18 protein-coding genes, 1 tRNA gene and 1 pseudogene are annotated in these 25778 nt (G+C 39.5%); 4 read left to right on the forward strand and 16 right to left on the reverse strand.

Annotation, left to right across the window (positions count from 1 at the left end; all coding sequences use genetic code 11):
- Nucleotides 1-20: 20 nt before the first annotated feature.
- From QL989_RS03740 to QL989_RS03760, 5 genes are all read right to left on the reverse strand, one after another.
- Nucleotides 21-617 (reverse strand): hypothetical protein, encoded by a 597-nt coding sequence (locus QL989_RS03740; RefSeq protein ID WP_290168354.1) that lies wholly within the window; start codon nt 615-617, stop codon nt 21-23.
- A gap of 22 nt (nt 618-639) precedes the next feature.
- The gene (tssC, locus tag QL989_RS03745) at nt 640-3033 is read right to left on the reverse strand and encodes a type VI secretion system contractile sheath large subunit (protein ID WP_290168356.1); all 2394 of its coding nucleotides are present in this window, start codon (nt 3031-3033) and stop codon (nt 640-642) included.
- Nucleotides 3034-3151: 118 nt separating this feature from the next.
- Nucleotides 3152-4846: a hypothetical protein gene (locus tag QL989_RS03750; protein WP_290168358.1), complete on the reverse strand. Its 1695-nt coding sequence runs from the start codon at nt 4844-4846 to the stop codon at nt 3152-3154.
- 11 nt (nt 4847-4857) lie between these two features.
- Nucleotides 4858-5652 carry a hypothetical protein gene (locus QL989_RS03755; protein ID WP_290168361.1) on the reverse strand — a complete coding sequence of 265 codons (795 nt, stop codon included), beginning with the start codon at nt 5650-5652 and terminating at the stop codon, nt 4858-4860.
- 4 nt (nt 5653-5656) lie between these two features.
- Nucleotides 5657-6190: a transcription termination/antitermination NusG family protein gene (locus QL989_RS03760; protein WP_290168363.1), complete on the reverse strand. Its 534-nt coding sequence runs from the start codon at nt 6188-6190 to the stop codon at nt 5657-5659.
- Nucleotides 6191-6856: 666 nt separating this feature from the next.
- Here QL989_RS03760 and QL989_RS03765 point away from each other — a divergent pair.
- Both QL989_RS03765 and QL989_RS03770 read left to right on the forward strand, forming a co-directional pair.
- On the forward strand, nt 6857-7165 hold the full coding sequence (locus QL989_RS03765) for a DDE-type integrase/transposase/recombinase (protein ID WP_290168365.1): 309 nt from the start codon (nt 6857-6859) through the stop codon (nt 7163-7165).
- A 406-nt stretch (nt 7166-7571) separates the two neighbouring features.
- Entirely contained in the window at nt 7572-10229 is a 2658-nt protein-coding gene (locus QL989_RS03770) for an ATP-binding protein (RefSeq protein ID WP_290168367.1), read from the forward strand.
- A 3-nt stretch (nt 10230-10232) separates the two neighbouring features.
- Here the strand turns inward: QL989_RS03770 and rimI are convergent, their stop codons facing one another.
- From rimI to guaB, 5 genes are all read right to left on the reverse strand, one after another.
- Nucleotides 10233-10697 (reverse strand): ribosomal protein S18-alanine N-acetyltransferase, encoded by a 465-nt coding sequence (gene rimI, locus QL989_RS03775; RefSeq protein ID WP_171039644.1) that lies wholly within the window; start codon nt 10695-10697, stop codon nt 10233-10235.
- Nucleotides 10684-10968, reverse strand: a complete 285-nt coding sequence (locus tag QL989_RS03780) for a hypothetical protein (RefSeq protein WP_138608778.1) — start codon at nt 10966-10968, stop codon at nt 10684-10686. The genes rimI and QL989_RS03780 overlap by 14 nt, the downstream gene beginning before the upstream one ends.
- Nucleotides 10969-11033: 65 nt before the next feature.
- A tRNA-Trp gene (locus QL989_RS03785) sits at nt 11034-11110 on the reverse strand.
- A gap of 145 nt (nt 11111-11255) precedes the next feature.
- Entirely contained in the window at nt 11256-12833 is a 1578-nt protein-coding gene (guaA, locus tag QL989_RS03790; RefSeq protein WP_010387703.1) for a glutamine-hydrolyzing GMP synthase, read from the reverse strand.
- A 104-nt stretch (nt 12834-12937) separates the two neighbouring features.
- Nucleotides 12938-14407 carry an IMP dehydrogenase gene (gene guaB, locus QL989_RS03795; RefSeq protein ID WP_008110278.1) on the reverse strand — a complete coding sequence of 490 codons (1470 nt, stop codon included), beginning with the start codon at nt 14405-14407 and terminating at the stop codon, nt 12938-12940.
- A gap of 134 nt (nt 14408-14541) precedes the next feature.
- Here guaB and xseA point away from each other — a divergent pair, with 134 nt between their 5' ends.
- Nucleotides 14542-15876, forward strand: a complete 1335-nt coding sequence (gene xseA / locus QL989_RS03800) for an exodeoxyribonuclease VII large subunit (protein WP_290168371.1) — start codon at nt 14542-14544, stop codon at nt 15874-15876.
- Nucleotides 15877-15891: 15 nt separating this feature from the next.
- On the opposite strand, the gene QL989_RS03805 is transcribed toward xseA, so the two are convergent.
- The 3 genes from QL989_RS03805 to QL989_RS03815 all read right to left on the reverse strand — a co-directional run bounded on the left by QL989_RS03805 (nt 15892) and on the right by QL989_RS03815 (nt 20777).
- Nucleotides 15892-16536: a hypothetical protein gene (locus tag QL989_RS03805; RefSeq protein WP_290168373.1), complete on the reverse strand. Its 645-nt coding sequence runs from the start codon at nt 16534-16536 to the stop codon at nt 15892-15894.
- An 18-nt stretch (nt 16537-16554) separates the two neighbouring features.
- The gene (gene cysE / locus QL989_RS03810; protein WP_008110273.1) at nt 16555-17373 is read right to left on the reverse strand and encodes a serine O-acetyltransferase; all 819 of its coding nucleotides are present in this window, start codon (nt 17371-17373) and stop codon (nt 16555-16557) included.
- Between the two features lie 521 nt (nt 17374-17894).
- A complete protein-coding gene (locus QL989_RS03815; RefSeq protein ID WP_290168375.1) occupies nt 17895-20777 on the reverse strand; it encodes a pitrilysin family protein in 2883 nt (960 codons plus the stop codon).
- A gap of 249 nt (nt 20778-21026) precedes the next feature.
- On the opposite strand from QL989_RS03815, the gene QL989_RS03820 reads away from it, so the two are divergent.
- A complete protein-coding gene (locus QL989_RS03820; RefSeq protein WP_008110265.1) occupies nt 21027-21983 on the forward strand; it encodes a hypothetical protein in 957 nt (318 codons plus the stop codon).
- A 79-nt stretch (nt 21984-22062) separates the two neighbouring features.
- Here the strand turns inward: QL989_RS03820 and QL989_RS03825 are convergent.
- From QL989_RS03825 to QL989_RS03835, 3 genes and pseudogenes are all read right to left on the reverse strand, one after another.
- Nucleotides 22063-22449 (reverse strand): annotated as a pseudogene (locus QL989_RS03825) (N-acetyltransferase); the annotation flags it as partial.
- Between the two features lie 48 nt (nt 22450-22497).
- Complete coding sequence (locus QL989_RS03830; RefSeq protein ID WP_290168377.1) at nt 22498-23697, reverse strand: alpha/beta hydrolase-fold protein; 1200 nt, start codon at nt 23695-23697, stop codon at nt 22498-22500.
- Between the two features lie 347 nt (nt 23698-24044).
- A complete protein-coding gene (locus tag QL989_RS03835; RefSeq protein ID WP_290168379.1) occupies nt 24045-25778 on the reverse strand; it encodes a response regulator in 1734 nt (577 codons plus the stop codon).

Raw genomic sequence — 25778 nt, forward strand, 5'->3', positions numbered from 1 at the left:
AAGCAACGCTCAAAAACTTATTATTTACTTACTGAAACACCCCACTTTTTAGTGATTTTGGCGTCCTTGTCAAAGGCAAGGTTTACTTTTCTCTCTACTTCATCAGGCATGATTGCTACATAGAAGTTATAGTTTTTGGGTGAATTGACGTCGCCACAAGCATTCATATCCACACCAAATTCAAGCTCATCTGCAGCTGAGTCTTTGGCGATTAATCCCTCTAGTTCATCATCACAATGAAAACACGGATAGAAGATCTTATTTGCAGGATCGTAGTCATAGATGATGAACTTGAATTTAACTTTTGTATCACTAAGTGTTGTATGCTGCAGTGTTGCCGCCTTGGTCTTATTCTCTGTTGAAATTCGACAACCGATGTAAATAGGATCCGCGTGTCCGCCAGCCCAGTAAATGTTTGAAATGACAGCAACTACTTTTTCTTTTGTCTCTTCATCACCACCGATTTTTGTTGGGTTTGACACCCCCATATCAATTTCAAATTTACCTTTGTCATCGCTTGAGATCTCTAATTGAGATAAGTGACCAATTAAGCATTGCGCGTCTTTTTGAAAGTTAAAGCCTTGCATTACATCACAGGAAAGGTTCATTTCAGCCATTTGTTTACTCCTTATTTATCTTTTATTTAGTGCCAAGGCGTGTTTCTAGTTGAAGTTCTGTCTCTAAACCTTCAAATTGAATATGTGGTAAAACTTTGACTTTGCAGTCATACCAACCTATTTCTGCTTCTCGCTCTACCGTTTCTACAGAAATCGCTTTAAATGGATATCGTCGCAGTGTCAGGTCATCTGGATTCACTACTGTAGTTACATAGTTATTGAGCCACGAATTAATAACCTTAGTAATAAACGCTGCATCGGCTGAACCACCAATGTTGTCGCGCATAATGCACTTTATATAATGCGCTATTTTGGTAATGGAGAGCGTATACGCCAAGTTGATAACCATCTGAGAATTCTTGGTATCGTTGTCATCCTTAAACTTCTTGCCTAACTTGATTGATTGGCAACTAAAAAAGCAAGCACTGCTTGTGTTCTTCTTGTTGACCAGTGCCATAAATCCAGACTTGGCAAAGTCCAATTCACGATAGTCAGGCAGTACTATTTCTACTGGCGCTTTTTCTAATGTTAGCCCCCCAATTTCAAAAATATGACGTGGTAAGTGCTCTATGTATCCACCGTTTTTGGGGCCTCGAATAGTCTGGCACCAAGACGTCTCTTCAAATGATTTAACTAGGTTGTGAGCAAATAGTATTGCTGAATTGCCCCAGCAATAGTTATTATGAATTCCGAGTTTTGTATCTGCACTCATGTTCTCGGTGTACTTTAAATCACCAGCAGGATTTGTCGTTACGTCATAAGGGCGTCTAATCATAAAACGAGGAACGGTAAAACCTAGATAAGCAGCTTGCTCAGTGTCTCTAAATTCGTTCCAGTCATCGAATTGAGGCTGTGCCATATGACCTGAAAGGTTTCTTATATCTGCCAGCTTAAAAATATCGTCTTCACCTACGAAAAATTTAGGGCCAACGGATGAAATGAAAGGACAATGAGCTAGGTTAGATATTCTGCCCATCGTAGCCAGCCAGTCACGGTCTTTTTTGGTATTTTCAAATTCATAAAGTCCAATAATTGCACTGAATGGTTGTCCGCCATATTGGTCGTATTCTTGTGTATATACCCTTTTAAAAAAGAAGCTATTGGGAATATCTGTACGATTTGCAGTGAAATCCTCGGCTAGTTCACTTTTTGCAATATCAATAAAATCAATGCGAATGTCTTTGGAAAAGTCGGTATTTTTAACTAGGTACTCTAAAGCTCTCCAACTGGATTCTATACTCTTGAAAGCAGGGTCGTGAATGATCTTGTCGATTTCTTTTGCAATATCCTGATCATTCTTGCTTTGCAATTCAGTTAACTCTGTTTTTAGTTCACCAATAATTAAACTGCCATCTGTTGGATCCGTATAGTCAAATGTAAAAGCGTTAACGGATTCTAAGAATTTGAATTCGTCTAATAATTCAGGTTCATAGAGCTTAAGTTCTTTTCGTTCTGCAAAACTCTTTAGATTTTCGTCACCAGTAATACTCTCGTAATTTGGTTTGAACGAATCAGTCGCGTTATGAAAAAAGGTAGCTTCATCGTCAACACCAGGTAAATCTGTAACTATTTGGTCGAAAGCCCCAAGTGACTTGATCTCATCTTCGGTAATACCGATATAAGCGTCTGCTTTTTCATTTCGGGTAAGTGTTAACGGCTTACCCCCTGCACCTGCTACTTTAAAGTCTTCTAATTGTTTGAAAAACGTAAATAGTTTTTTGTCTGTTTTTTCAACGGCGTTATCAAAATCGCCAATCTGATCAGACAAATCTAACAGCGCCGTTAATTTTCTGATGTACTTTGCATTATCTTTATTATCATAGAAATCAGTAACATCAGGGTCTAGAGGCGTTGCACCAACAGCTACTTTAATTAGTCCCCTAATGTTATTGTAAAAGCTTCTATCGTTTCCTAGCTTAGACAAAAATGTAGATATATTGTTGTTTTGTTCTTTTTTTTCCTCTATGTCTTTGTTAATGGTTTTAAAATCAAATAAATTAGGGTTAAAGTCGTCGACTTTTTTGATGGCGCCAGCTCTTTTATAAGGAAGCTCCTTGTAAAAATCTTCATCAAACACACTGTCACTAGTAAAAGGAACATTTAACCTTTGAAAGACTGAGTTGTAATATTCACTTTCACTCAGCTTTTCGCCGTTATCCTTTTTAACTTCCAGATTCATTATGTCTTTAGCGTTAAATATTTGCCTTTTTTCGATCGACGCTCTTTTAGTAATATTTTCAAGATCCCTTTCGCCAAAAGTCCCTTTATTCTCACCTCCACTATCGAACCCTGAAAAATCAGCAGCAACTAAAATTCTCAAAGGCAAGGTTATATCTTCGGAGACACCGTTAATTTCTGTTCTGTACCTGAGCGTAACTCTGGATTTGGGTATGTTTTTTTCATCTTGAATAGCCATATATTGCTCCTTTAATGGTATTAAATAGCTAGTTGTTATTTAGTTGAATGTAGATCTTTTACAGGTTTGAATGGACGTAGGCTAAATGGAACAAAGTGTCGTATACACTGGGGTTCAGCTAAAAGCTTTTGAGTTTTTTTCTCAATAGTGAAATTGCACGAAAAGACTCTAGGTTGCTTTTTTTTACCAGCTCTCCAGATAACCAATGCTGTATTAATGTTTCAGAAGTTTCTGCGTTTTTTGGATAATAGAAAGCACAATCTATTTGCTTTTTTGTTGGTGAAAAACACTCTAGAGTTGAGGATTTAAACCAACTAATAATGGTGTGTGTAAGTTTGCTATGATCAACGTTGGCTAATTGTTGTTCTTTCATTCGACCGTCGATATAGAGCACTAATAGTTTAATTTCCCCTGCTTTTGCTAAATGTGCAGGCAACATCATTACGTCAGCCCACAACCACCCTTTGAAAGTGCTCGTTAAGTAGCAGGACAAAGAATAAATGGTAGATTGTTCAGGATACAAAGTGTCTTCAACTCTAGGTGTTGACCACTCTTGATAAACATAATAAAGACCAGTTGAGGTTACTAGATCATTGCTTATGTACTCGCTGCCATTTGCGCGTTTATAGCTAAGTAAACCTTGCCCATTATTTGTTCGCTGGTTGATTAACAAAGGATTAGTTAAGCTAAACTCTCTCCCTGGTGTAGGTATAACGTTTTTAACTTTACCGTCTTTGTACCATTTACTTAGTAAAGTGATACCAAATAAAACATTAGAATACCGCACTCTGAATATATGCTCTGTATCTATGTCCTGGTTGCCCAGTTTTGCTAACAGATTTGACACAGACGCAGACAAGTCAAAAGGCCAACTATCCAATAAAATTAGATATCTCTTTTTACTACTTTCTTCAAATAATAAATAAGACAAGTTATCTATCGCGCTTTCCGTTTCAAGTGATTGGAAAACCGGAGTGACCCCATATACTAAGCTAGTTAGCATTAAACTACAGTGATAGTAGGTCTTACAATTTTCAGGAATTACTAATTTTCCTGTCTGTTTTGAACCAAACAGACATACTCCGTTCACTAATATAGATTCATAGAGTTCTTTAGCCGACAAGAGCCAAGGTTGCCCGTCTTGGCCAGTCTCTTCGTCAAAAGTAATACAAGCCGGTAAATCAGCGTCGTACTCGAATGCAAACTGTTTTTCTTCTTTACTCATTACTGAGTCATTTTCTTCACTTTTATTTAATAACGCGACGTTACTTGGATTTACGATAAGTTTTAAAGCGGGAGCTTTTCCTAATCCGTTCGTCAAATATGAAACCCTAGTGTCAAAAACAGTTTTCGATTGAGTCGTTAAAATGGTAAATTTTCCGCCTACCTTTAATACAGCTAATACGTAGACTAATAATGGAATGCCTGTTAAATCGACTAACGCTACAACTTCACCGCAGCTAACTCCACAATTTCTAATATACATCTCAGCTCTGAAGACCATTTCATCTAATTGTTTAAATTCTGTTTCTGCAAAAGACTCTTTTTTCCAGAACTGAAGCCTCCTCAATAAACTTTCTGACGCTTTTACAGGCTCTTTAGCAAAAGGAGATCTAGCTGTTAATAGTTCATAGAGGCAATACTTTTTTACGCTTAAACCTTTTGTCGATTGTAGCTTTTCGAGGAATATTGCAGGGTACTTTTCTGTTAACTTCACCGATGAAGCGTGTGTATCAACCTTGTTGATGTAAGGCGAGTCTAACTCTGTAATAAATTGATCTAGATGATTAGTGCTATCTAATTCTTTTGCCATAGCTACGCCAATTACGCTTGCCTTGTTATTGCATCAAATGCGTTTAACGGTGAGAAGAAATAATTAACTTTACTTATGTTTGGTTCTACTGTTACCAACGTTTTATGTATCTGCTCAATATGAGAAACGACATTAGATATAAAAGAGACCGTATTTAAGTAATCTTGGGGATCACAGATTATTAGGCAGTCACGGCGCTGTAACTCAAAGGTATACAACTGCTGTTCCAGCGGTTCGTTTAAACTAATGGTAACCTTATTTTCTTCTTTTGCTTTTTCGCAATACGTTAGGTAAAAATTTGTCTCCATTAACAGATCTTCGTCAGACAAAGATAAAATCACTTCAAAATTGGATGCCCCCGTGTCTTGTATGAAGGTACGTTTATTGGATAGTAAATGCATCAATAACGAGGACTCATTAATAGTTTTAGCTGTAACAATACTGAACAGAATGAGTTCGTTAAAAGTCACACTTTGTTGGTAAAAGTCGATTAGTTGTGCATAAGTTTTAGCATTACTAGGTAAGTTGGACATAATGTGAATAGTGCAATCTCGGTAAACTCCGAAAGAGCTGTGTTCTAGGCCAATTTTTATCGACTGCTTCTCACTTAATTCAATACCAATATCTAGTAACTGCGATAAAGCGGATCCTGACTCTTGTCCAATACAAACGATCCATGGAGTTTGTTCTGTTCTTTTGCTTTGTCCTTTAGCCAAATTGCTTTTGAAACTCTGCCACTGTTTAACAAAAGGGTTTTGATCTTTTTGGGAAAATACATTTCTTAGCCCAGCTATTATTGTTTTCATATTTTTATACGCTATGTTCAATTAGTTCTTTGCTAACATCGATAACAAGCGAATCCTTCAAACCTTGGAGCTCTACCGCCAATCTCTCATCGTTTTTCTTACTTTTAGAAGAAAGAACAATGGCACGGTAACCTTTCAGATTACCGTGCTTAATAACAACTTCCTCCCCTTTTTTAAATTTTGAGGCTTGTAATTGAGCTTCTGGAAAATCAGCTAGCACCTGCGCTACCAAGGCTATCGTTAAGTCTGTTATTTTGGGAAAGAACCTTTCAGATGATTTGTTATTGCCATACGTTATGAAAAAGCCAAACCCAGATAATCGCTCTACCAAGCGCATATCTTCGCAGCTCAACTTGGCGAACATATAGGATTTGAATGCTGGTTCCTCTGTTTCTACTACTCTGTCCGTCCATTGCTTTTTCTTTTTTCTAAGAGGAAGGTATGCTTCAAACCCCATAGCAGAGATTTTGTTGTACAGTAATTTTTCACAATTCGAATGAGTGTATATTTGATACCAGTTCTTTTGTGCTGCTGACATTTAGGCAAGCTCCGCCACATCAGTCCCAATTAGGTGATGTGATATTTAGTTCAAAAAACTGAAGTGGCCTTCAGTAACCTACTTTTATCAGAGTGGAACGAACCACTTATCTACAAATAAATACTACGTGGGTTATTTTTAAAAAACCTATGATAAATACAGATATTTCTCTTTCATATACAAATAATGAATAAACTTCTGATTACCAACATAACTGGAAGACTAAGTTTGAAGCTGAGCAATCGGACGCTATTTAAAATACCAATGAACGCGCTGAGCTATTGAAGCTACGCAAGGAAGTAACATTTAAAATGATTAAACAGTTATCACCTGTGTTTCCCGTAATTAAGCTCTATAAGGTAATAACAGTCAGACGAAGTGCTAATTACGCTGGGCTTAAACGACCTGTAAAGGTGATTACTACTAAGCAGCTTAATTTTCTCCGCAGAGCCAAGTTTCTATTCAAACAAAGTCGGAATAACTTAGGTTATAGAGAGCTTAAAAGAAGTTATGCAGGAGGGCTTTAAGGTAAAGAATTATGGCTTCAGAAGTTAATGGCAACGTTTGAGTTGGTTGTAACTTAACGCGTTACATACAAGGTAACAACCAAGCATAAGCACAGTGATGCCGTTACCGATAACATATTGAATCAAAACTTCAATACTGTTGCGCCAGAACTGGGCTGGTGATGTGACTTACTTAAGAATAGATGAAGGCTGGATGTACCTAGCTATTGTTATGGACTTATATTCACGTCATATCATTGGTTGGTATATAGACAAAGGATTAACGACTGACTTAGTAAGCAAAGCGATGATGAAAGCTTATAACTTGCGTCAGCCGTCAAAAGACTTAGTGTTTCACAGCGATAGGGGCTCACAATATACCAGTAAGCATTATCGTAAACTGTCAGCTAACAATAGCGATAGCGAGTATGAGCGATGTCGGCGCTTGTTGATATGGTGCTGCTGTTGAAAGGTTCTTCGGCAGTTAAAACACGATTGGTTGCTGAAAATACCACAGCAAACACGTGAGCATAATAGAAATGATGTAATGGCGTATATGCGCTATTACAACTTCATACAGCTAATGGTGCTCTATCGCCAGTAGAATATGAACAAAGTTCCTTAAGAAAAGTGTCCTAATGTAGTTGTGCAGAACACATAACAACGCACAACAAAACCAGCCACACAGGCTTTTTTGGCATCGTAAAAATAGAATTTACGCTATTATACCTTGTTTTCCTTAACCAGAAAGCAACGATTGCAAGTAATGAAGCACTTCTGAGAAACTATAATTAAGCCAGTGAGTAGGAAGCTTGTTTAATGTACGACTAACGCATACTATTGGGAAAATTACACGGTGGAGTTATTGTTTGGGCATGAAAACCAGTAAGCTAAGTATTCGATTATTATGGTATATAACTCCATTGGTTATACTGCCGTTGTTATTTTTAGGGGGCTTTACGCTCACTAATGTAACCAACTCCACGCAAAAACAAGCCGACTTGATCATGAGTCGCTTTGTAGAACAACAGCAGCAAAAAGTATTCAACTATATCGATTCTTTTCATGCAACGGCTAAGTTACTCTCTGCTTCACCGGTACTAAGTGACTTTTTAGCTAAAGATTTATTTGAAGACGCCAGCTATACCTATCGCCTTGGCGCGTTAATGGACGTATTTGCCAGTTACAGTGAAGCCTACCCTGACATTATTAGTATTAACTTAGTCTCAAAAACCGGTAAAAGTGACGCCTATTACTCCAGTAATTTAACCGTAGCGCCCAAATCCTACCCATTTTTTGATCAAGTAAAACAAAGTAATTTAAGCCAGCAGCAGTTTATGGTGCAAAAAGAAGATGGCACCACTAACTTATACTTTGTGCAGCGCATATATAGCGTCGACTATTATTTAAAACGCCCACAACAGCTAGGCTTTATTATTCTTAAAGTAGACCCCTCTATTTTAAACACCAGTATTTTAGAAGCGCCTTATAACAACACCTTAAATTTATTACTGGCCAGCGATGGTAAAATTTTATTTAGCTCTGATTATAAAATGCGTGGCCACTATGTTACTAAATATGAACTAAATAAAATTAACGATTTAGCGGATATAGGTAGCTTATCAACTATTGAGCTTTCAAGTGTTGATAAAATAGAGCGACTAATTTTTGCCGCCCAAATGAGTGGCGGCTACTATTATGTGTCGACTATTCCTAAAGCGGTGTTATATCAATCGGGTAAAGCAATTAGTGTGATCACCGGGCTAATTGTAATTATTTCTGTGATCACCCTCCCAATCTTAATTTTTATTGTGGTGCGTAATTTACTGCTTAACCCAATAGAATTATTAGGTGAAGCAAGTCATCGCGTTGGTGATGGCGATCTCTCTGTTACACTACCTGCTTATACTACGGATGAAGTAGGGATACTGTTTAACGACTTTAATCACATGATTAACCAAATTAAGCATTATCAACAGCAACTTGAAGAATATAAGCATCACTTAGAAGACAAAGTAGAAAGCCGGACTAAGGCGCTTGAATCGATGAACAGCAAGCTTGAAACCGCCATAGCCCAAGCAGAACAAGCAAACCAGCTTAAAAGCCGCTTTTTAGCCAATATGAGTCATGAAATTCGCACCCCGCTTACAGCTATTATGGGATTTACAGAGCAACTACTGCACAGCGAAAAAGCAACCAATGACAAACACCATTTAGGTACTATTCTACGTAATTCAAAACATTTGTTAGAGCTTATTAATAATATTCTCGATCTTTCAAAAATTGAAGCCGAAAAACTCGCGGTTGAAAAAACGCCGCTAAATGTTGTACAGCTTATTCATGATGTTGAATCAATCATTAAACCTTTAGCACAAGAGAAACAGCTATCATTTACAATTAATTATACACTTCCGCTACCGCATACTATTAATAGTGATATTACTCGCTTAAAGCAAATACTCATTAATATTGCCAGTAATGCGGTTAAATTTACTGAGCAAGGTCAGGTTACTATAACCGCTAAATACCAAGCACCAAAAACGCTTACCTTTGTTATAGAAGATACCGGCATTGGTATGTCGTCAAACCAAATTAATCGATTGTTTACGCCATTTGAGCAAGCCGATGCCACAACGACACGTCGGTTTGGTGGTACGGGATTGGGGCTGTGTATATCAAAAAATTTAGCTCAATTGTTAGGTGGGGATGTAAGTGTAACCAGTGAGGTGGGCGTGGGTAGTTGCTTTACTATCGATATAGATTGCCATTTGAATAATAGCCTTGGCGGCAATTTATTATTAACCGAACACTCTCAACTAACACCAGAAAAGGATCCGCAGCTGTCTTTTGCGAGCAACAGCTTTGATGCACAAATTTTGGTAGCAGAAGATAACCCCGATAATCAGTTATTGATTAAATTGCTATTACAAACATGGGGATTAGAGCCCGATATAGCCAACAATGGTGCACAAGCTGTAGAAATGGCATTAGTAAACGACTACCAGCTTATAATCATGGATATGCAAATGCCGGTTATGGGTGGGTTAGAAGCGACTAAAATGCTTAGAGATGCAGCCTACGATGGCCCAATTATCGCACTAACCGCGAATGTGATGAATCATGATATTGATACTTACCTTGAAGCAGGCTGTGATGAAGCGCTGGGAAAACCTATTGATAAAGACGCACTAGAAAATGTATTAGTTAGCTATTTACACCTTGAGCGTGATAACCAAAATAAGTGGGATAGCTTATTGAAGAGCGAAAAGTTTCAGCAAATAAACGCAAACTATTTAGCAAGTTTGCCTGATTATTTGCAACAGATAAAAACCCTATATAACAGCCAAGATTGCGAGACATTACGCGCCCTTGCCCACAGTATTAAGGGCAGTGCAGGTTGCTTTAACTTTGATGAAATTTACCAAAGCGCATCAGCACTTGAGCAAAGTTTAAAAGGTAATGATGTGTCACAAATAGAAAAGTGCGTTGCAGAACTTATTGCTGCAATAGAGCAAGCCATCGCTAATAAGTAATCGTTAAAAATTTAAACCCAGTGCCATGCCCATTAAAATCGCGTCTTCAAAGCCGTTTTTATTGGGTGCATCACTGGGGTAATAATTTTTACGTACTGACATTTCAATAAAGCCCGCACGTTCATACAAAGCAATAGCCCGCGTATTAGATTCGCGGACTTCTAAAAATAAGTTTTCAGCGCTGTGTTGCTCACCATAAGCTATAAACTGCGTTAATAACTGCTGAGCAAACCCTTGCCCCTGAAAGCTCGGAGCAACACAAATATCCATTAAGGTAAAATCGGGCCCTGCTTTTTCACCAATGTAAAAACCTATCATTTGCTCGTCGTCGAACGCGGCTAAATTAAAATAGCGGCCCTGCAAGCACGACTGCATTGTTTTTAATGTCCAAGGATGTGTGTGGCAAGTGGTTTCAATGGCCATTAGCTCATTGATATTCTCATCGGTAACTGACTTAAAGTGTATCAAGGTGTTCACTCATTAATGCCCATAACGCACGTTTTTGTGCACTGGACAGGGTGGAATCAGGTAAGCTTAATTGTTGTTCACTAAACTCTATGGTTGATGACTTAACAATCTTGTTAATTGTTACAGGCGCAAATGCACGCTCAATATCATCTTTTAGTGTATCACTGAGTATTAACGATGAATTAGCTGACTGCTCTGACTGAGCTGGGCGAAAGTGTTGATTAAGTTCAAGCTTTTCTATACCAAAAACAGATGCGTAACGTGAATGCATAACGACTCGATGGAATTAGTAAGATGAATAATATAGGAAGTAATCAAAACGATGTAAAGGAGAAATGGCAGGGGCGGAGAGATTCGAACTCCCAACCGTCGGTTTTGGAGACCGCTGTTCTACCAATTGGAACTACGCCCCTGCAATGACGATGAATTATAAAGACCTTTTGACAAAGGTAAAGTAAAAATTCAACTTTTCGGTTTGTTTGCTTTTTAAATAAACAAAACGGCGAATTAGCATGCTAATTCGCCGTTAGTTATTACTTAATTATAGCAATGGGAGGATTATTCCCACTCGATAGTGGCAGGTGGTTTACCTGAAATATCGTAAACAACACGAGAAATACCGTCGATTTCATTAATGATGCGGTTTGAAACAACACCTAAGAACTCATACGGTAAATGTGACCAACGCGCAGTCATAAAGTCGATGGTTTCTACACAACGAAGTGAAACAACCCAATCGTACTTACGTGCATCACCCATAACCCCTACCGACTTAACCGGTAAGAATACAGTAAACGCTTGACTTACTTTATGGTAAAGCTCTGCTTTGTGAAGCTCTTCAATGAAAATAGCATCAGCACGGCGTAATAAATCACAGTACTCTTTTTTGATTTCGCCAAGTACACGCACACCTAAACCTGGCCCTGGGAATGGGTGACGGTAAAGCATGTCGTACGGTAAACCTAGCTCTAAACCAATTTTACGTACTTCGTCCTTAAATAACTCACGTAATGGCTCTACTAAGCCCATTTGCATATCATCTGGTAAGCCGCCCACATTATGGTGCGATTTAATTACGTGCGCTTTACCAGTCGCTGAGGCCGCTGATTCGATTACGTCAGGGTAAATTGTACCTTGGCCTAACCATTTTGCGTTTTTAAGCTTTTTAGCTTGCTCATCAAATACGTTAATAAACGTATGGCCAATGGCTTTACGCTTATCTTCTGGGTCTGATTTACCTGCTAAGTCATTTAAGAATTGATCTTCGGCATCTACTTTTACAATGTTTAAACCAAACTTATTGCCAAACATGTCCATGACTTGTTGGCCTTCGTTTAAACGAAGTAGCCCGTTATCTACAAATACACAGGTTAGTCGCTCACCAATAGCGCGGTGAATAAGCATCGCCACAACCGATGAATCTACACCGCCTGATAAGCCTAAAATAACTTCGTCGTCGCCAACGGTTTCTTTGATACGCTCAATGGCATCATCAATTATTTTTGCTGGCGTCCATAATTTTTCACAACCACAAATATCAATAGCAAAACGTTCTAATAAGCGTTGACCTTGATGTGTGTGTGTTACTTCTGGGTGAAATTGTACGCCGTAAAAACGTTTTTCTTCGTTAGACATTGCCGCATGTGGACAAGTAGATGTTTTAGCAGTAGTTTTAAAAGTATCTGGAATTTCCATTACTTTATCGCCGTGGCTCATCCACACGTCAAGTACGCCATTGCCGCCATCAGTAATATGATCTTCAATGGCATCAAATAATGCACAGTTACCCACTTTTTCAACTTGTGCGTAACCAAATTCTTTTTTATCTGAGCTATGTACACGGCCGCCAAGCTGCGTTGCCATAGTTTGCATACCGTAACAAATACCAAGTACGGGTACGCCAGCATTAAATACATACTCAGGAGCACGCGGGCTGTTTTCAAGCGTAGTTGATTCTGGGCCACCTGAAAGGATAATACCTTGTGGGTTAAACTCGCGAATTTGCTCTTCGGTTACATCCCAAGCCCAAAGCTCACAATAAACACCAATTTCGCGTACGCGACGGGCAATTAACTGCGTGTATTGTGAACCAAAATCTAAAATGAGGATTCGTGAATCGTGAATGTCTTTGCTCATGAAGTATCTCGTAAAGTCAGGTGCTAAACGCCACCAGCTTAAGCTGTGTGACTATATTAGGGCTAACAAAGTTTAGCCCACTTATTTCAAGTTGTTAAGGCTGATTAGCCTAAACGGTAGTTCGGTGCTTCTTTAGTGATTTGCACATCATGAACATGCGACTCACCCATACCAGCAGAAGTAACACGTACAAATTGTGGCTTAGTGTTTAGCTCTTCAATGGTGGCACAACCGGTTAAACCCATTGCACTGCGAAGACCACCCACTTGTTGGTGAATAATGGTTGCAATTGGTCCTTTATAAGCAACACGACCTTCAATACCTTCAGGTACTAACTTGTCAGCTTGGTTTGATTTTTGGAAGTAGCGATCTGATGAACCTTCTTTTTGATCCATCGCTCCTAGGCTACCCATACCACGGTAAGACTTGTAGTAGCGACCTTGATAAAGTTCAACTTCACCCGGAGCTTCTTCAGTACCCGCGAGCATAGAGCCAACCATTACACACGATGCACCCGCAACCAATGCTTTTACAATATCACCAGAAAAACGAATACCGCCATCGGCAATCACTGGAATATCGCGACCTTTAAGGCCTTCAACCGCATCTGAAATAGCTGTTATTTGTGGTACACCACAACCAGTAACAATACGTGTAGTACAAATAGAACCTGGGCCGATACCTACTTTAACAGCATCAACACCGGCATCTGCAAGGGCAATAGCACCTTCGGCAGTTGCCACGTTACCCGCAACAATTTGTAAATCTGGGTAAGCTTGACGAGTCGCTGCAACACGGTCAATAACACCTTGCGAGTGACCATGAGAAGTATCGATTAGTAGTACATCAACACCGGCTTCAACTAATGCAGCAATACGCTCATCAGTACCTGCGCCAACACCTACCGCAGCACCTACACGTAAACGACCTTGCTCGTCTTTACATGCATCTGGTTTGTCTTGTGCTTTTTGGTAATCTTTTACGGTGATCATGCCTTTAAGTTTAAACGCATCATCAACCACAAGAATCTTTTCAATGCGGTGTTCGTGCATTAAGCTTAAGATATCTTCGCGAGCGGTGCCCTCTTTAACCGTTACTAGGTTTTCTTTTTTCGTCATCACTGTTGAAACCGGCTGTTCAAGCTTAGTTTCAAAGCGCATATCACGACTAGTTACAATACCTACAAGGTTATTTTCGCTATCGGTGACCGGAAAACCTGAGAATCCCTTTTCCTGAGACAGCTCAACGGCATCTGCAATAGTCAGATCGGCGGTTACTGTAACAGGGTATGAAACAATACCTGCTTCATAGGTTTTAACTTTACGAACATTTTTCGCTTGTTCTGCAATGGTCATGTTTTTATGAATAAAACCAAGACCACCTTCCTGCGCGAGGGCAATAGCTAAACGAGCTTCTGTAACAGTATCCATAGATGCTGAAATGAGCGGCAAGTTAAGTTTGATACCACGCGTTAAGCGAGTTGAAATATTTGCCGTGTGTGGCAAAACAGTAGAATGACCAGGTACTAAAAGTACGTCATCAAAGGTAAGAGCTTCTTTAGCGATTCTAAGCATTTTGGCAACTTCTCACATGTGGATCTAAGATAAGGAATTGCGGCCAAATTTTAACAGCGTTGTAAGCACTAGTAAATAATATTTTGTATTTATTTATGATAAGCTAGATTTATAAATGTTTTTTGGTAGTTTTTATGTTTTCTAAGCCCTCGCAAACGGTTTATACCGTATCTCGCCTTAATCGTGAAATACGTGCCTTACTTGAACAAGGTTTTGCGTCTTTAGTACTCACAGGTGAAATTTCTAACTTTATTGCGCCTGCTTCTGGGCATTGGTATTTTTCGTTAAAAGACGATAAAGCGCAAATTAAAGCCGCCATGTGGCGAGGCAATAATCGCAACCAAAGTTACCGACCAATTAACGGCGCACAAGTAACCGTTAAAGCACGTGTATCTTTGTACGAACCCCGTGGTGACTACCAGCTTATTGTTGAACATATGGAGCCTGCCGGCGAAGGGCAACTTAAGCAAGAGTTTGACGCGCTAAAAATGCGTTTGGCTGCAGAGGGCTTATTTAGCTCCGCTTATAAAAAACCCCTACCCCAAAACATAAATCGCATAGGGGTGATCACCTCACCTACAGGCGCCGCAATTAAAGATATTTTAACAGTACTAAAACGTCGTGCGCCGCAATTAGAAGTCGTTATTTATCCTGCGATGGTGCAAGGCAAAGAAGCGCATGGCCATTTAATAAAGCAAATAGAGCTGGCAAATTTACGTAATGAGGTCGACGTTATTATACTCGGGCGCGGCGGTGGTTCATTAGAGGATTTATGGTGCTTTAACCATGAGCACCTTGCTCGCGCTATTTATCAAAGCGCACTACCCATTGTGAGCGCTGTTGGCCATGAAATAGACACCACGATTAGCGATTACGTTGCTGATGTACGTGCAGCAACTCCTTCTGCAGCCGCAGAGCTCGTAAGCCCCAATACACAAGAGCTACATAATAGGGTTAATCAGTTAATTAGCCGTTTAGCGAATGCATTTAAACACGACATTGCCGATAAACGCGCACTAGCCATACAGTTGCAGCACCGCTTAAATTTATGCCACCCGCGCAATCAGCTAAACCAAAAATCACAACGCTTAGATGAGCTGAGTATTGCACTGCAACAGGCAATGCGTCAGCGTTTATACCAGCAAGAACGCGTGTTAGCTAATTTAACTCCACGCCTAATGCGCCAATCACCAGATAAAAAGCTAGCAACTGCAAACCATCAGTTAGCACAGCTTCATGCAAGGCTAAACCAAGCTATCCAGCAGCAACTACAACACGCAAATAATACGCTTGCTTTACAAGCGAGTCGGCTTGATTCGGTCAGCCCCCTTAATGTATTAGCGCGCGGTTACAGCATTACTAAAACAGCGCAAAATAAAGTGGTTAAATCAGTGGAAGATGTAAAAATGGGTGATGTGTTGATCACTGAGTTAGTAGATGGCCAATTTATTTCAAAAGTAGAAGCTTAGCCATATTGCTAAGCGCTAGCCTTGCGTACTAACAGTAAACTCAATACGGGCATCGTTAGATTGAGATGCACTGAGTTTAAATTGCTGCCACCAAGGTTCAAGGTGAAGCTTATCGTTAAGCTCGCGCCATAATTTAGCCCCATAATTAACGGCATTCTGGTTTATGGTAAGCTCAAACTTGCAAATTGTTTGCTTACACTTAAGCGCTGTAAGCTTAGCGCTATCTGCAAACTCATTAATAATTAAAAAGTCATTTAACGCGACTTCAAGCTCGTAACTCCATTCGAGATTATCAGCCTCTTGTTCAAACTGTATTGCGAGCTCATCATCAAGCTCTACACTTTCTAATTGATTTAACTTTAACTGTTGTTGAGACTGCTTAAGCTGGATTGATTTTTTTTCAAGCCGCTGATTAAGCTCAACCACATGTTGTGCCAGCTGAGTTTGTTGATCAGTCACTTGGGCTTTATTAACCTGCACTAGGTCTTGCAAAGTAGTTGCTTGATTATTGACTTGAGTGTTAGGCGAAGAGATTACAGCTTGTTTAGGCGCTGAGAAAACACGTGTGGAATCTTTAAAAAACAAAAAGTAACCACTTGCTAACGCCACGCCTGAAGAAAAACAGAGCAGCATAGCCACAAGGTTACTTTTATATATCATTTCTAAGTACTCAAAAAGTTAAAGCATTGCACTGGTGTGCGATTCGTTTTCTGGCTCGGGATACTCTAAAAAGTTTTGATTCATACTTTCTGCCGGACACTCACAATCGGGACGACCAATAATTTTTGCAGGTACGCCAACAGCAGTTGTGTGAGGCGGGACAGGGCTTAGTACCACAGAGCCTGCGCCAATTCGTGCGCCCTCGCCCACTTCAATATTACCCAATACTTTAGCACCCGCACCAATAAGTACGCCTGCTCTAATTTTAGGATGGCGATCGCCTTGCTCGTTACCCGTACCACCTAATGTAACCGATTGTAATATAGATACATTATCTTCAATCACGGCAGTTTCGCCTATCACTATACCGGTGGCATGGTCAAACATGATTCCTTGCCCGACTTTACAGGCAGGGTGAATATCAACCCCAAACACCTCTGAAGTACGGCTTTGAATAAAGCGAGCCAGCTCTTTACGGTTTTGTTGCCATAAGCAGTTAGCTAAGCGGTGTGCTTGAATCGCGTGAAACCCTTTTAAATTTAAAATCACAGTAAGGTAGGTTTCGGCCGCAGGGTCACGGTCTTTTACCGCTTTAATATCATGAGCAACATACGTCAGCATCCGGTCACACTTTACAAAAGCTTGGTCAAACAGCTCACGGATTGTAAAGGCAGAAACCACAGCGTCAGCTAGTTTATTAGCAACAATAAAACTCAATGCAGACCCTAAGCATTCGTGATTTAAAATACACGAATACACATGGCTCGCTAAAAGAGGTTCACGGGTTACTACTTCATTTGCTTCACTGCGAAGCTGTTGCCAAATTTCATGACGCATAATAATGCCTTAAGATTAGTACAAAGAGCCTACCGCTAATTCTAACGGATTTAGCCGCCTAGGTGTTAATCCCTTTGTTATTTGTTCTAGTTATTAGATATAACCAGGGTCTGTTGACCTTTCAAGGTTAAATTTGCAGCAGCCTGTTTGGTATTTAAGCAAGGCAGAGCCTATGCAGTGTGGTTATTCCTCATAAGTAGATGAAGGCGCTACCCGTAGGGTTCTGCCTAGGGGCGATTTACTCTTTGTTGTCTACATGGATGTAGGTAAGGGGCGTGAGCAGGACGCGGAAGCTTTGCTCGGTTTTTACTTATTCTTACATGGATATAAGCCAGTAGAATAACGCAGGAGCAGTTATCGAGCCCACTAGGTTACAAATCTCGCGCCGCGATTAAACCGCCCCTAGTTTGAACAAATTTTAATCCCCAAAGGTCAACAGACCCTAGTATTTACAACCTAAAATATAAAAATGCCCCAATGCTTAAGGCACCGGGGCATTTTTTAATTCTTAAAAACTTAAATTATTGAAATACTTTATCCACCTTCACTACTTCAATATTTTTCGCTGGTATTGCCAGTTTGTAATCAGCAATCACTTTATCTTCAGCCACTAACTCGCCAGGCTTATCGGTGTTGTACACCATAGGCGAGGTTTGCATAGTTGCTAAACGTTTTTGCATATCTTCACCATCACCGGTAACAAACACATAGTGAATATTCTCAGTTTGTAGATTGTCTTTTATCACTCGATTTATATCGTCAACAGTCAATGTTTTAAGCTTGTTTGTTACATAGTTTACAAAACTATCGGTGTTATAGAACTCGCTATCTAGCGCATAACCTAACTGACGATTTTGACTAGCAACCATTTGCGGCACAAAGTTAATTAAAAAGTTACGTGTGGCTTCAAAATCAGCCTCAGTCATGCCATTTTTAATTAATTTATCTAGCTCAAACAATGCGGTACGGGTAGCAAAATGCGCATCGTTGTTTGAGCGCAGTGGACGCAGCCACACTTGGAATATTTGCTCCGAGCGCCCTAAGTTTGCATCAGGCTTAGTTTGAAACATACCTCTAGGGAAGTATTCAATATAGGCGTAATCGCCATAGTTCATGCCACGCGTTTGACGAATACGTTCGTACAAGTAACTGTTAGAACTACGATGCTCACCAAAGTACGAGCGCACTAACCACAATGCGGTCCAGTCGTCGCTGCTACGAATTGTATCAATAGGGAACCCGAACGACACAGCCGTTGATTGCGCTGACTTTTCAACAATTGTTGCATGATGACCTTCAAGCACTGGCGCATCAGGGATTGTTAAGCGGCTTTGTTTGCCTTTTGGAAGTGTCGCCAAGTCAGCTAACATTTGTGCTTTAAGTTTTTCAGGTACGGCACCAATTAAACCCACAGTAAGTTTAGCTTGTGTAAGTTCAGCATTATAAAACGCTTTAACATCATCAAGGGTCAGTGCTTCTAAATCAGATAAGTCACCGTAGTTATAGCTTTCATAAGGGTGGCCTTTATAAAGCACACTGTAGAGCACTTCTTTACCCAACTCTTCGTCGTTAGAAGCTTTTAAGCCTGATTTAATGCCATCGATCATTTCTTTTTTCAGACGCTTAAAGTCATCTTCTCTAAAGCCTGGGCTTAACAGCTGCTCACTCACTAAGGCATACCACTGAGCTGCATTATCTTTATGAATACGCCCTTGGAACGACAGCATTTCTTTATCTATTTGATAACCAAAACTACCCGCCAGTGGGTACATTGCCTTTTTAATATCTTTGTAACTCATTGCGGTTGAGCCACCTTGCGCCAGCATTGCGGCAGTCAGTGCTGCAACCCCTTTTTTACCCTGCGGATCGGCAGCGGCACCGGTATTAAATAATAAGTTAATATCGATTAACGGCGAGCTATTGGTTTTATCAAGCACCTTAAAGATAGGCTTACTCGGTGCTTGCTGATACTTAGCTACCAAGGCATTTAAGTCGCTTTCTTGCTCAAAACCAGGGGCTTTATCAAGTGCCGACATAGTAATTGTGGTGCGGGCATTATCAACAAAATACTTATTTGCAACGGCTCTAATATCTTCGCTAGTGATATTGTCTGCCGATTTATACAGCTGATTAATTACCTCAGGATCGCGCTCAAAATGCATATAGCTGGCAAGTGTAGAGGCAATTGCTTGCGACGAATCTAAACCATTTATAAAGCTGTATTTAAGATTAGACTTTAAATCGCTGAGTTTTTGGCTATCAACCAACTCGGTACGCGCTTTGGCATACGTACGGTTTATAGCATCACGTACTGTGGCTAAATCATCGGCATTTTCAACTTTTACAAATACATGCAGTAACCCTGGATCTTTTGTCTCTGGGTTATAGGTAAACATTTGACTCGCTATTTGCTTTTCTACTACCAGCTCTTGGTAAATATCTGAATTGCTAGAAAAATAAAGCTGCGACAGTAAATCTAATGCGGCTCGGTCCTTTTTCTGAGGCTCCCATGCGGCCCCTTTATACGACACAAGTAACCAATGGCCAGGTAATCCCTCGTTTTGCTCATGCACATATTTTGGCGCTTGCTGAGTTGGCTCTTTAGGAATATCAGCAACATAGTCGCCTTTTTGCCAGTTACCCCAGTGCTTTTTAACCATCGCCATGGTCTCTTTTGGATCAACATCACCAACAATCACAAGCGATACATATTCAGGCTTATAAAACTTATCAAAAAACTCTTTACCGTAGGCCATTTGATCTGGCATAGCTTCAATGTCTTCAAAAAAGCCCATAGTTGTGTGTTTATAGGTATGTTTATCGAACGCTTCTTGGCGTACCGCACTTAATAATTTACGAATTGGACTGGCGTTATTTTTTAAGTACTCGCCTTTAACGGTAAGCGCCTCAGTTCTAAATTGCTCTTCGGTGTAGCTTAAATTTTGAAAAATATCAGCTTCAATCTCAAGTACTTTATCAAGATGTTGTTTTGAAAAATTTAAGTGGTAGTTAGTGTAATCGTTAGTTGTATAGGCGCGGTTATCAACCCCTGAATTTTTTAAAATATCTGAATACACATCTTGCGGAAACTTTTCAGAGCCTTTAAACATCATGTGTTCAAAAAAGTGAGCAAAACCAGTTTTACCCGCTTCCACTTCATTACGCGAGCCAACAGATACAGGTATTTGTAGCGATACTACATCTGGGTAATCGGTTTTAACTACCATCACACGTAGGCCGTTATCTAGCTCTTCTATTAGGTAATCTTGTGAAAAAACACGCTCATCTGCTTTATTAACTTGTTCTTGTTGGGCTACTGTTTGCGTGTTTTGACTTTGCTGCATAGCGCAACCCGTTAAAGCCAGCGATACCGCTAGGCTAGTTGCCAATAATTTAAATTTCATTGTTATCCCTTTTTAAATTGAGCAATTTTTAAAACATTTACCAAACTAAGTATGCCGTAAAGCAATTAAATATAAGAGCCCTAAGCCTATTAATTATGTAAACAACTGTGTCAGTTATTGCTGGTAACTTGGTTTAATCATGAAAATAATTCACGTTTGTTGAGAAACTTTCAATAAATAAATCTATCTAGACGTCTAAATGGCTGCTATATTAAATCCATCATCACAAATTAAGCTGGAATGAGGATTATGGCTTTATCACTTCAAGAAAAAATACAGGACACCAACCAAGGTGTTTACCTAATTGGCACAACACCGCCAAAAATTGGGACTGATAAAGCGCAATTAAAAGTCATTGCCGAAAAGTTATTAGGCCGTTTACACGAAATTGAATATGACGGTGTGATTATTTATGACATTCAAGATGAAAGCAGCCGTACAGAGCAAGCGCGTCCATTTGCATTTAAGCAAACAGTTGATCCGCGCGAGTACAGTCAACTCTTACGAGGCTTATCTGATCTTGATGTAATTACTTATAAAAGTGTAGCTCAGCGCGGTGTGAGTGAGTTTAAAGCGTGGTTAGATGAAACTAAAAATGACTACGATTTAAAAAACGTGGTGTTAGTGGGCAGCCCATCATCAGCAGGTGATATAAAGCTGAGCTTACCGAATGCCTATAAAACACTGGCAGAGCAGTCTGAAGATTTCTTTTTAGGTGGTGTAACCATTGCTGAGCGCCATGCCAATAAGCGCAACGAACACCAACGCTTAATAGAAAAAACAGCACAAGGGTGCCAGTTTTTTATCTCTCAAGCCGTTTACAATGCACAAGCAACCATAGATTTAATAACCAGTTATGCGCGCACATGCAAAGCACAAGGCCTGACACCTAATCGGATTATATTAACCTTTACGCCTTGTGGTGGTGAAAAAACCTTAGAGTTTATGCAGTGGCTAGGTATCTCAGTGCCAGAGGCAACTAAATGGCGCATGCTTGATTCGGAAAATACGCTAAGCGAATCAGTGCGTATTTGTCGCGAAAACCTCGACTCGATTTTAAAAAGCTGTGCTCACTTAGGTGTGCCACTGGGTTTAAATATTGAAAGCTTAACCAATCGTAAAGAAGAAATAGATGCGTCTATTAATTTATATCGTTTATTAAAAGCAACAATGGAGCTTAACCTTGCGGAGAAACTGATAGCTTAATTGCGGGGTTCGGGCAACAATAATAAGCGACATAGAATAAGCCAGTTCAAGTAGTTAGCTTCGTTTATTTTAATAAGTACTAACTTGATCTGTTAGGTTTGAACAAAGCTAGTTTTTCGATGCCATGAGATGGAGTCCACCGTTTGAACTCCACAAAGCCATGCTTTTTGTACAACTTTATTGCAGGCTCGTTAGCTACAGCCGTTTCTACAATGGCTTTTGTATATTCGAATGAGCCAAGAACGTAACTAAGTAATTTGTTTGCAATGCCTTTCCTAAAATAACTTGGGTCAACAGTTAAACTGTCGATCTCTAAATACTTATCTTTTAAAGTAATCTCTATAACTGCGGCAATACATCCATTTTCAATAAAACCGTAAAATAGGGTTTTGGAACTTTCTATATCTTTGGCACTGCGCGATAGCGGTTGAAAATTAAGAGTACCAATAAGTTTAGCTTCAACTTTACTTCCGAGTTACACCAATTGGTAGATCAAGTTCGCTCGTTGTTAAACTTACATCAAATTTACATTCGACTTTTTCTCGGTCAATTGTTGACGTTCCTCATCACTTAAATCATCTCTGCGCAACAAAATGTTTAAATGTTTTAACGCTTCTTGTTTTTTACCAAGTTTTACAAAGGCGTCAACGATATGAAGCCTAGAGCTATATTCAGATGGCTCCTGACTGATGTTGTAGCTAAAATACTTAATTGCTTCAGCAGGATTTTCTAAGTAGGAGAGTTGTCCTATGCCTTCATCATACATTTGCCAGGATTTTGGTTCAATTTGATACCCATATAGAGTTGATAGCTTTTTGAAGTGCGCTAGGACACTTTCGTAGCCTTCAACTGATGTTTCATATGGAATAGACCACTGAGGGTACAAACCTCTGAGTGCCCCAATTGTCCCGTAAATCGGTGTATTCTGATGAGGCTCTTCTCGAAAGTATTCAAATTTGTAACGCAGGTTCGGTGTATTTAAATTCGCAAGTTCTCTCTCTATCTTTTGAATCCCTGAGAGCATCTGAACACCTTCTGGGGAATCGGATTCTGGGTTACCTTCATTCCCTATATTCATGTATAGAAAATTTTTGTGCATGGGATTCGTTTTTACGAACTTAATGAGATCGCTAACGGTTTTTCCGCTCTCCCAGAACACAGAGGGACTATTGGCAAAGTGCGCTTGGAATAAGTTTGGCCTTTTATAAAAACTATGTGACACAAGCAGCCCGCCGTATGAATGCCCAGAGAGTATTCTGAATTTTTCTGTCCGATAGTGTTCCTCGATGTATGGGATAACGTCTTGTTCAATAAACGTTAAATACTTATCTGCCCCGCCGCTATGCTCTTCGTAATTTGGATCAGATGTTGGTGTAAAATCTCTGCCTCTGTTGGAAGTAGAGATCCCAACGATGATCATTTGAGGGGCGCTATTGTAGCCATTCAGCGGGGCAAGAACGCCTGATACAAGAGGCAACCCTACAGGCGCATCTAAAGTGTAAAGAACAGGATAACGATAGTTTTGATTGAATTCACTTTCATACTTGAAAGGCAATTGAACATAGATATCAACGGTTTCATTTAACACAGAAGATGAAATTGGTATTTTTTGAAAAGGTAAATGCCGCTCAACAGCATTTTCTTTAAATGAATCCGCATACGCACTAAAGAAAGCCGTGACAATAAAAAAAATCGTGCAGAAATACTTGGTCATTCAATGTCCTTATTTAAATGCTTGTTTAGTAAAAGAAACTCCAGAATAAGGGATTGCTTAGATGGAGTCTAGTCACATGGAAACAATCAAGGTGTTGAAAAAAATAGCAGCTCCGAATTCTGACACGGACGCTTGTTGCGCTCTTGATACAAATTCCTAAATCATACGAACGAGTGCTTTAGCAGTGGTAGATACCTTCGAATAAGACAATTATTGATCTGTGTTTCGTTTATTATTGTTTCGATCAGATTGCCCAAATAGGTATTACTTGCTAAGGTCACTACGGCAAAGTCGCTCGGTAATTAGACCGACAGAATCCCTTGGTAATCACACTACTACACAAAAGATTAAATACACACCCATTTTGCTATTACTTCAAACATACTTTCAACTTTAATAGGCTTTGAAATATAGCCATTCATACCGCAATCTTTCGCCTTTAACAAATCGGTTTCTCTTGTATTAGCAGTCATTGCAATAATGGGTAAATTTTTAAACTTTGCTTGTTTTTTTATTTCTTTGGCTGCTGTGTAACCATCCATTCGGGGCATTTGGCAATCCATTAACACCCCATCATAAATTTTATTTTTTAGCGCTTCTAATGCCTCGATACCATCATTGGCAACATCAACGATTAAGCCTTTTTTGCGAAGTATTTGTGTTGCTACTTGCTGATTGAGCGGGTTGTCTTCAACCAATAAAATATGAATACCTTGAAGCTTTTGCAATGTATTTTGTGTATCTGAGCTCTCTAGTGATTCTGGTTTATTAAGTGTTTTTATATGCATAATTTGTAAAAGTACATTGTATAATGTGCTTTTAATAATTGGTTTAATAAGTACTTTATAAGTGTTATCAGCAAACCCTAGTAGGCTTTCGTTGAGTGCTTTATTTTCACAAGGTGCTACTACGATTAGCTTTTTCGCATTTAATTTGAGTTCATTACGAAGAGACTGCGCAGCCCCGTCATTACTTAAATTTAAAGTACGCCAATCTATAAAAATAAAATCGTAATCATGTAAGGCGCTTAACCGGTCTAGCACTTGGTTGATATTATTTGCAATATCAACTTTAACTTCAAATCCAATAAGCAGCGTTTGTAATGATGCTAACGTACTGTCTGAACTTTCGATAACAAGGGCCTGCTTAGCCCTAACATGTGATATTTCAAACTCACTTTTTTTAGTCGAATAGCTAAGTGGAATAGTAAAGCTAAAACAACTTCCTTTATTGAGTTTACTGTTTACTAAAACATTTCCCTGCATTAGTTCTACCAACGTTTTACTTATTACCAAGCCAAGCCCAGTCCCACCAAACTTTCGCGTTGTAGACACGTCAGCCTGAGTAAAAGGTTTAAATAGTGAATCTACTTGTGCTTGGCTCATTCCAATGCCATTATCTAAAACAGAAAAAGTGACACTGCAAAAATTGTCTACCTTTTGCGCTAACTTTACAGCTAATACAACTTTGCCGCGGGTTGAGAACTTCAGTGCATTATTAAGCAAATTTAACAGCACTTGATTAAGCCTTAATGCATCACCAATAAAAAAGTCAGGCAGTAAGGGGTCAATATCAAACAGCACTTCAATTTTTCTTTGTGATGCTAGCGTGCTAATAATATTGACAAGATTTTCTAGAAAGATATTAAAATTGAATTCTTTTTGTTCTAGCTCTATTTTACCCGCTTCGACCTTTGAAAAGTCTAAAATATCATTAATGATCCCTAATAAAGACTCTGCCGAATAGTGAATTTTTTCAACATAGTCGCGTTGCTTATCAGAAAGGCCAGTATCTAAAGCAAGATAAGCCATGCCAATTATTGCATTCATCGGGGTACGAATCTCATGACTCATATTTGCCAAAAAGTCTGATTTAGCATTATTTGCAGCTTCTGCATCTTGTTTCGCAAGTTTGAGGGCATGGGTTCTATTAGCAACCTCTTGCTCTAAGTTTTCAGCCGCTCCTTTGAGCACTTCATTGGCTTCGTAAAGTTGTAATGATTTGGCTTCTAATAGCTTTTCAGCTTCTTTTCGCGCCAAACGCTCTCGCTCTAACCTGCGCTGTAAAAGAGCAATGTCCAT

The sequence above is a fragment of the Pseudoalteromonas sp. APC 3224 genome, assembly GCF_030407535.1.
GTDB lineage: Bacteria > Pseudomonadota > Gammaproteobacteria > Enterobacterales > Alteromonadaceae > Pseudoalteromonas.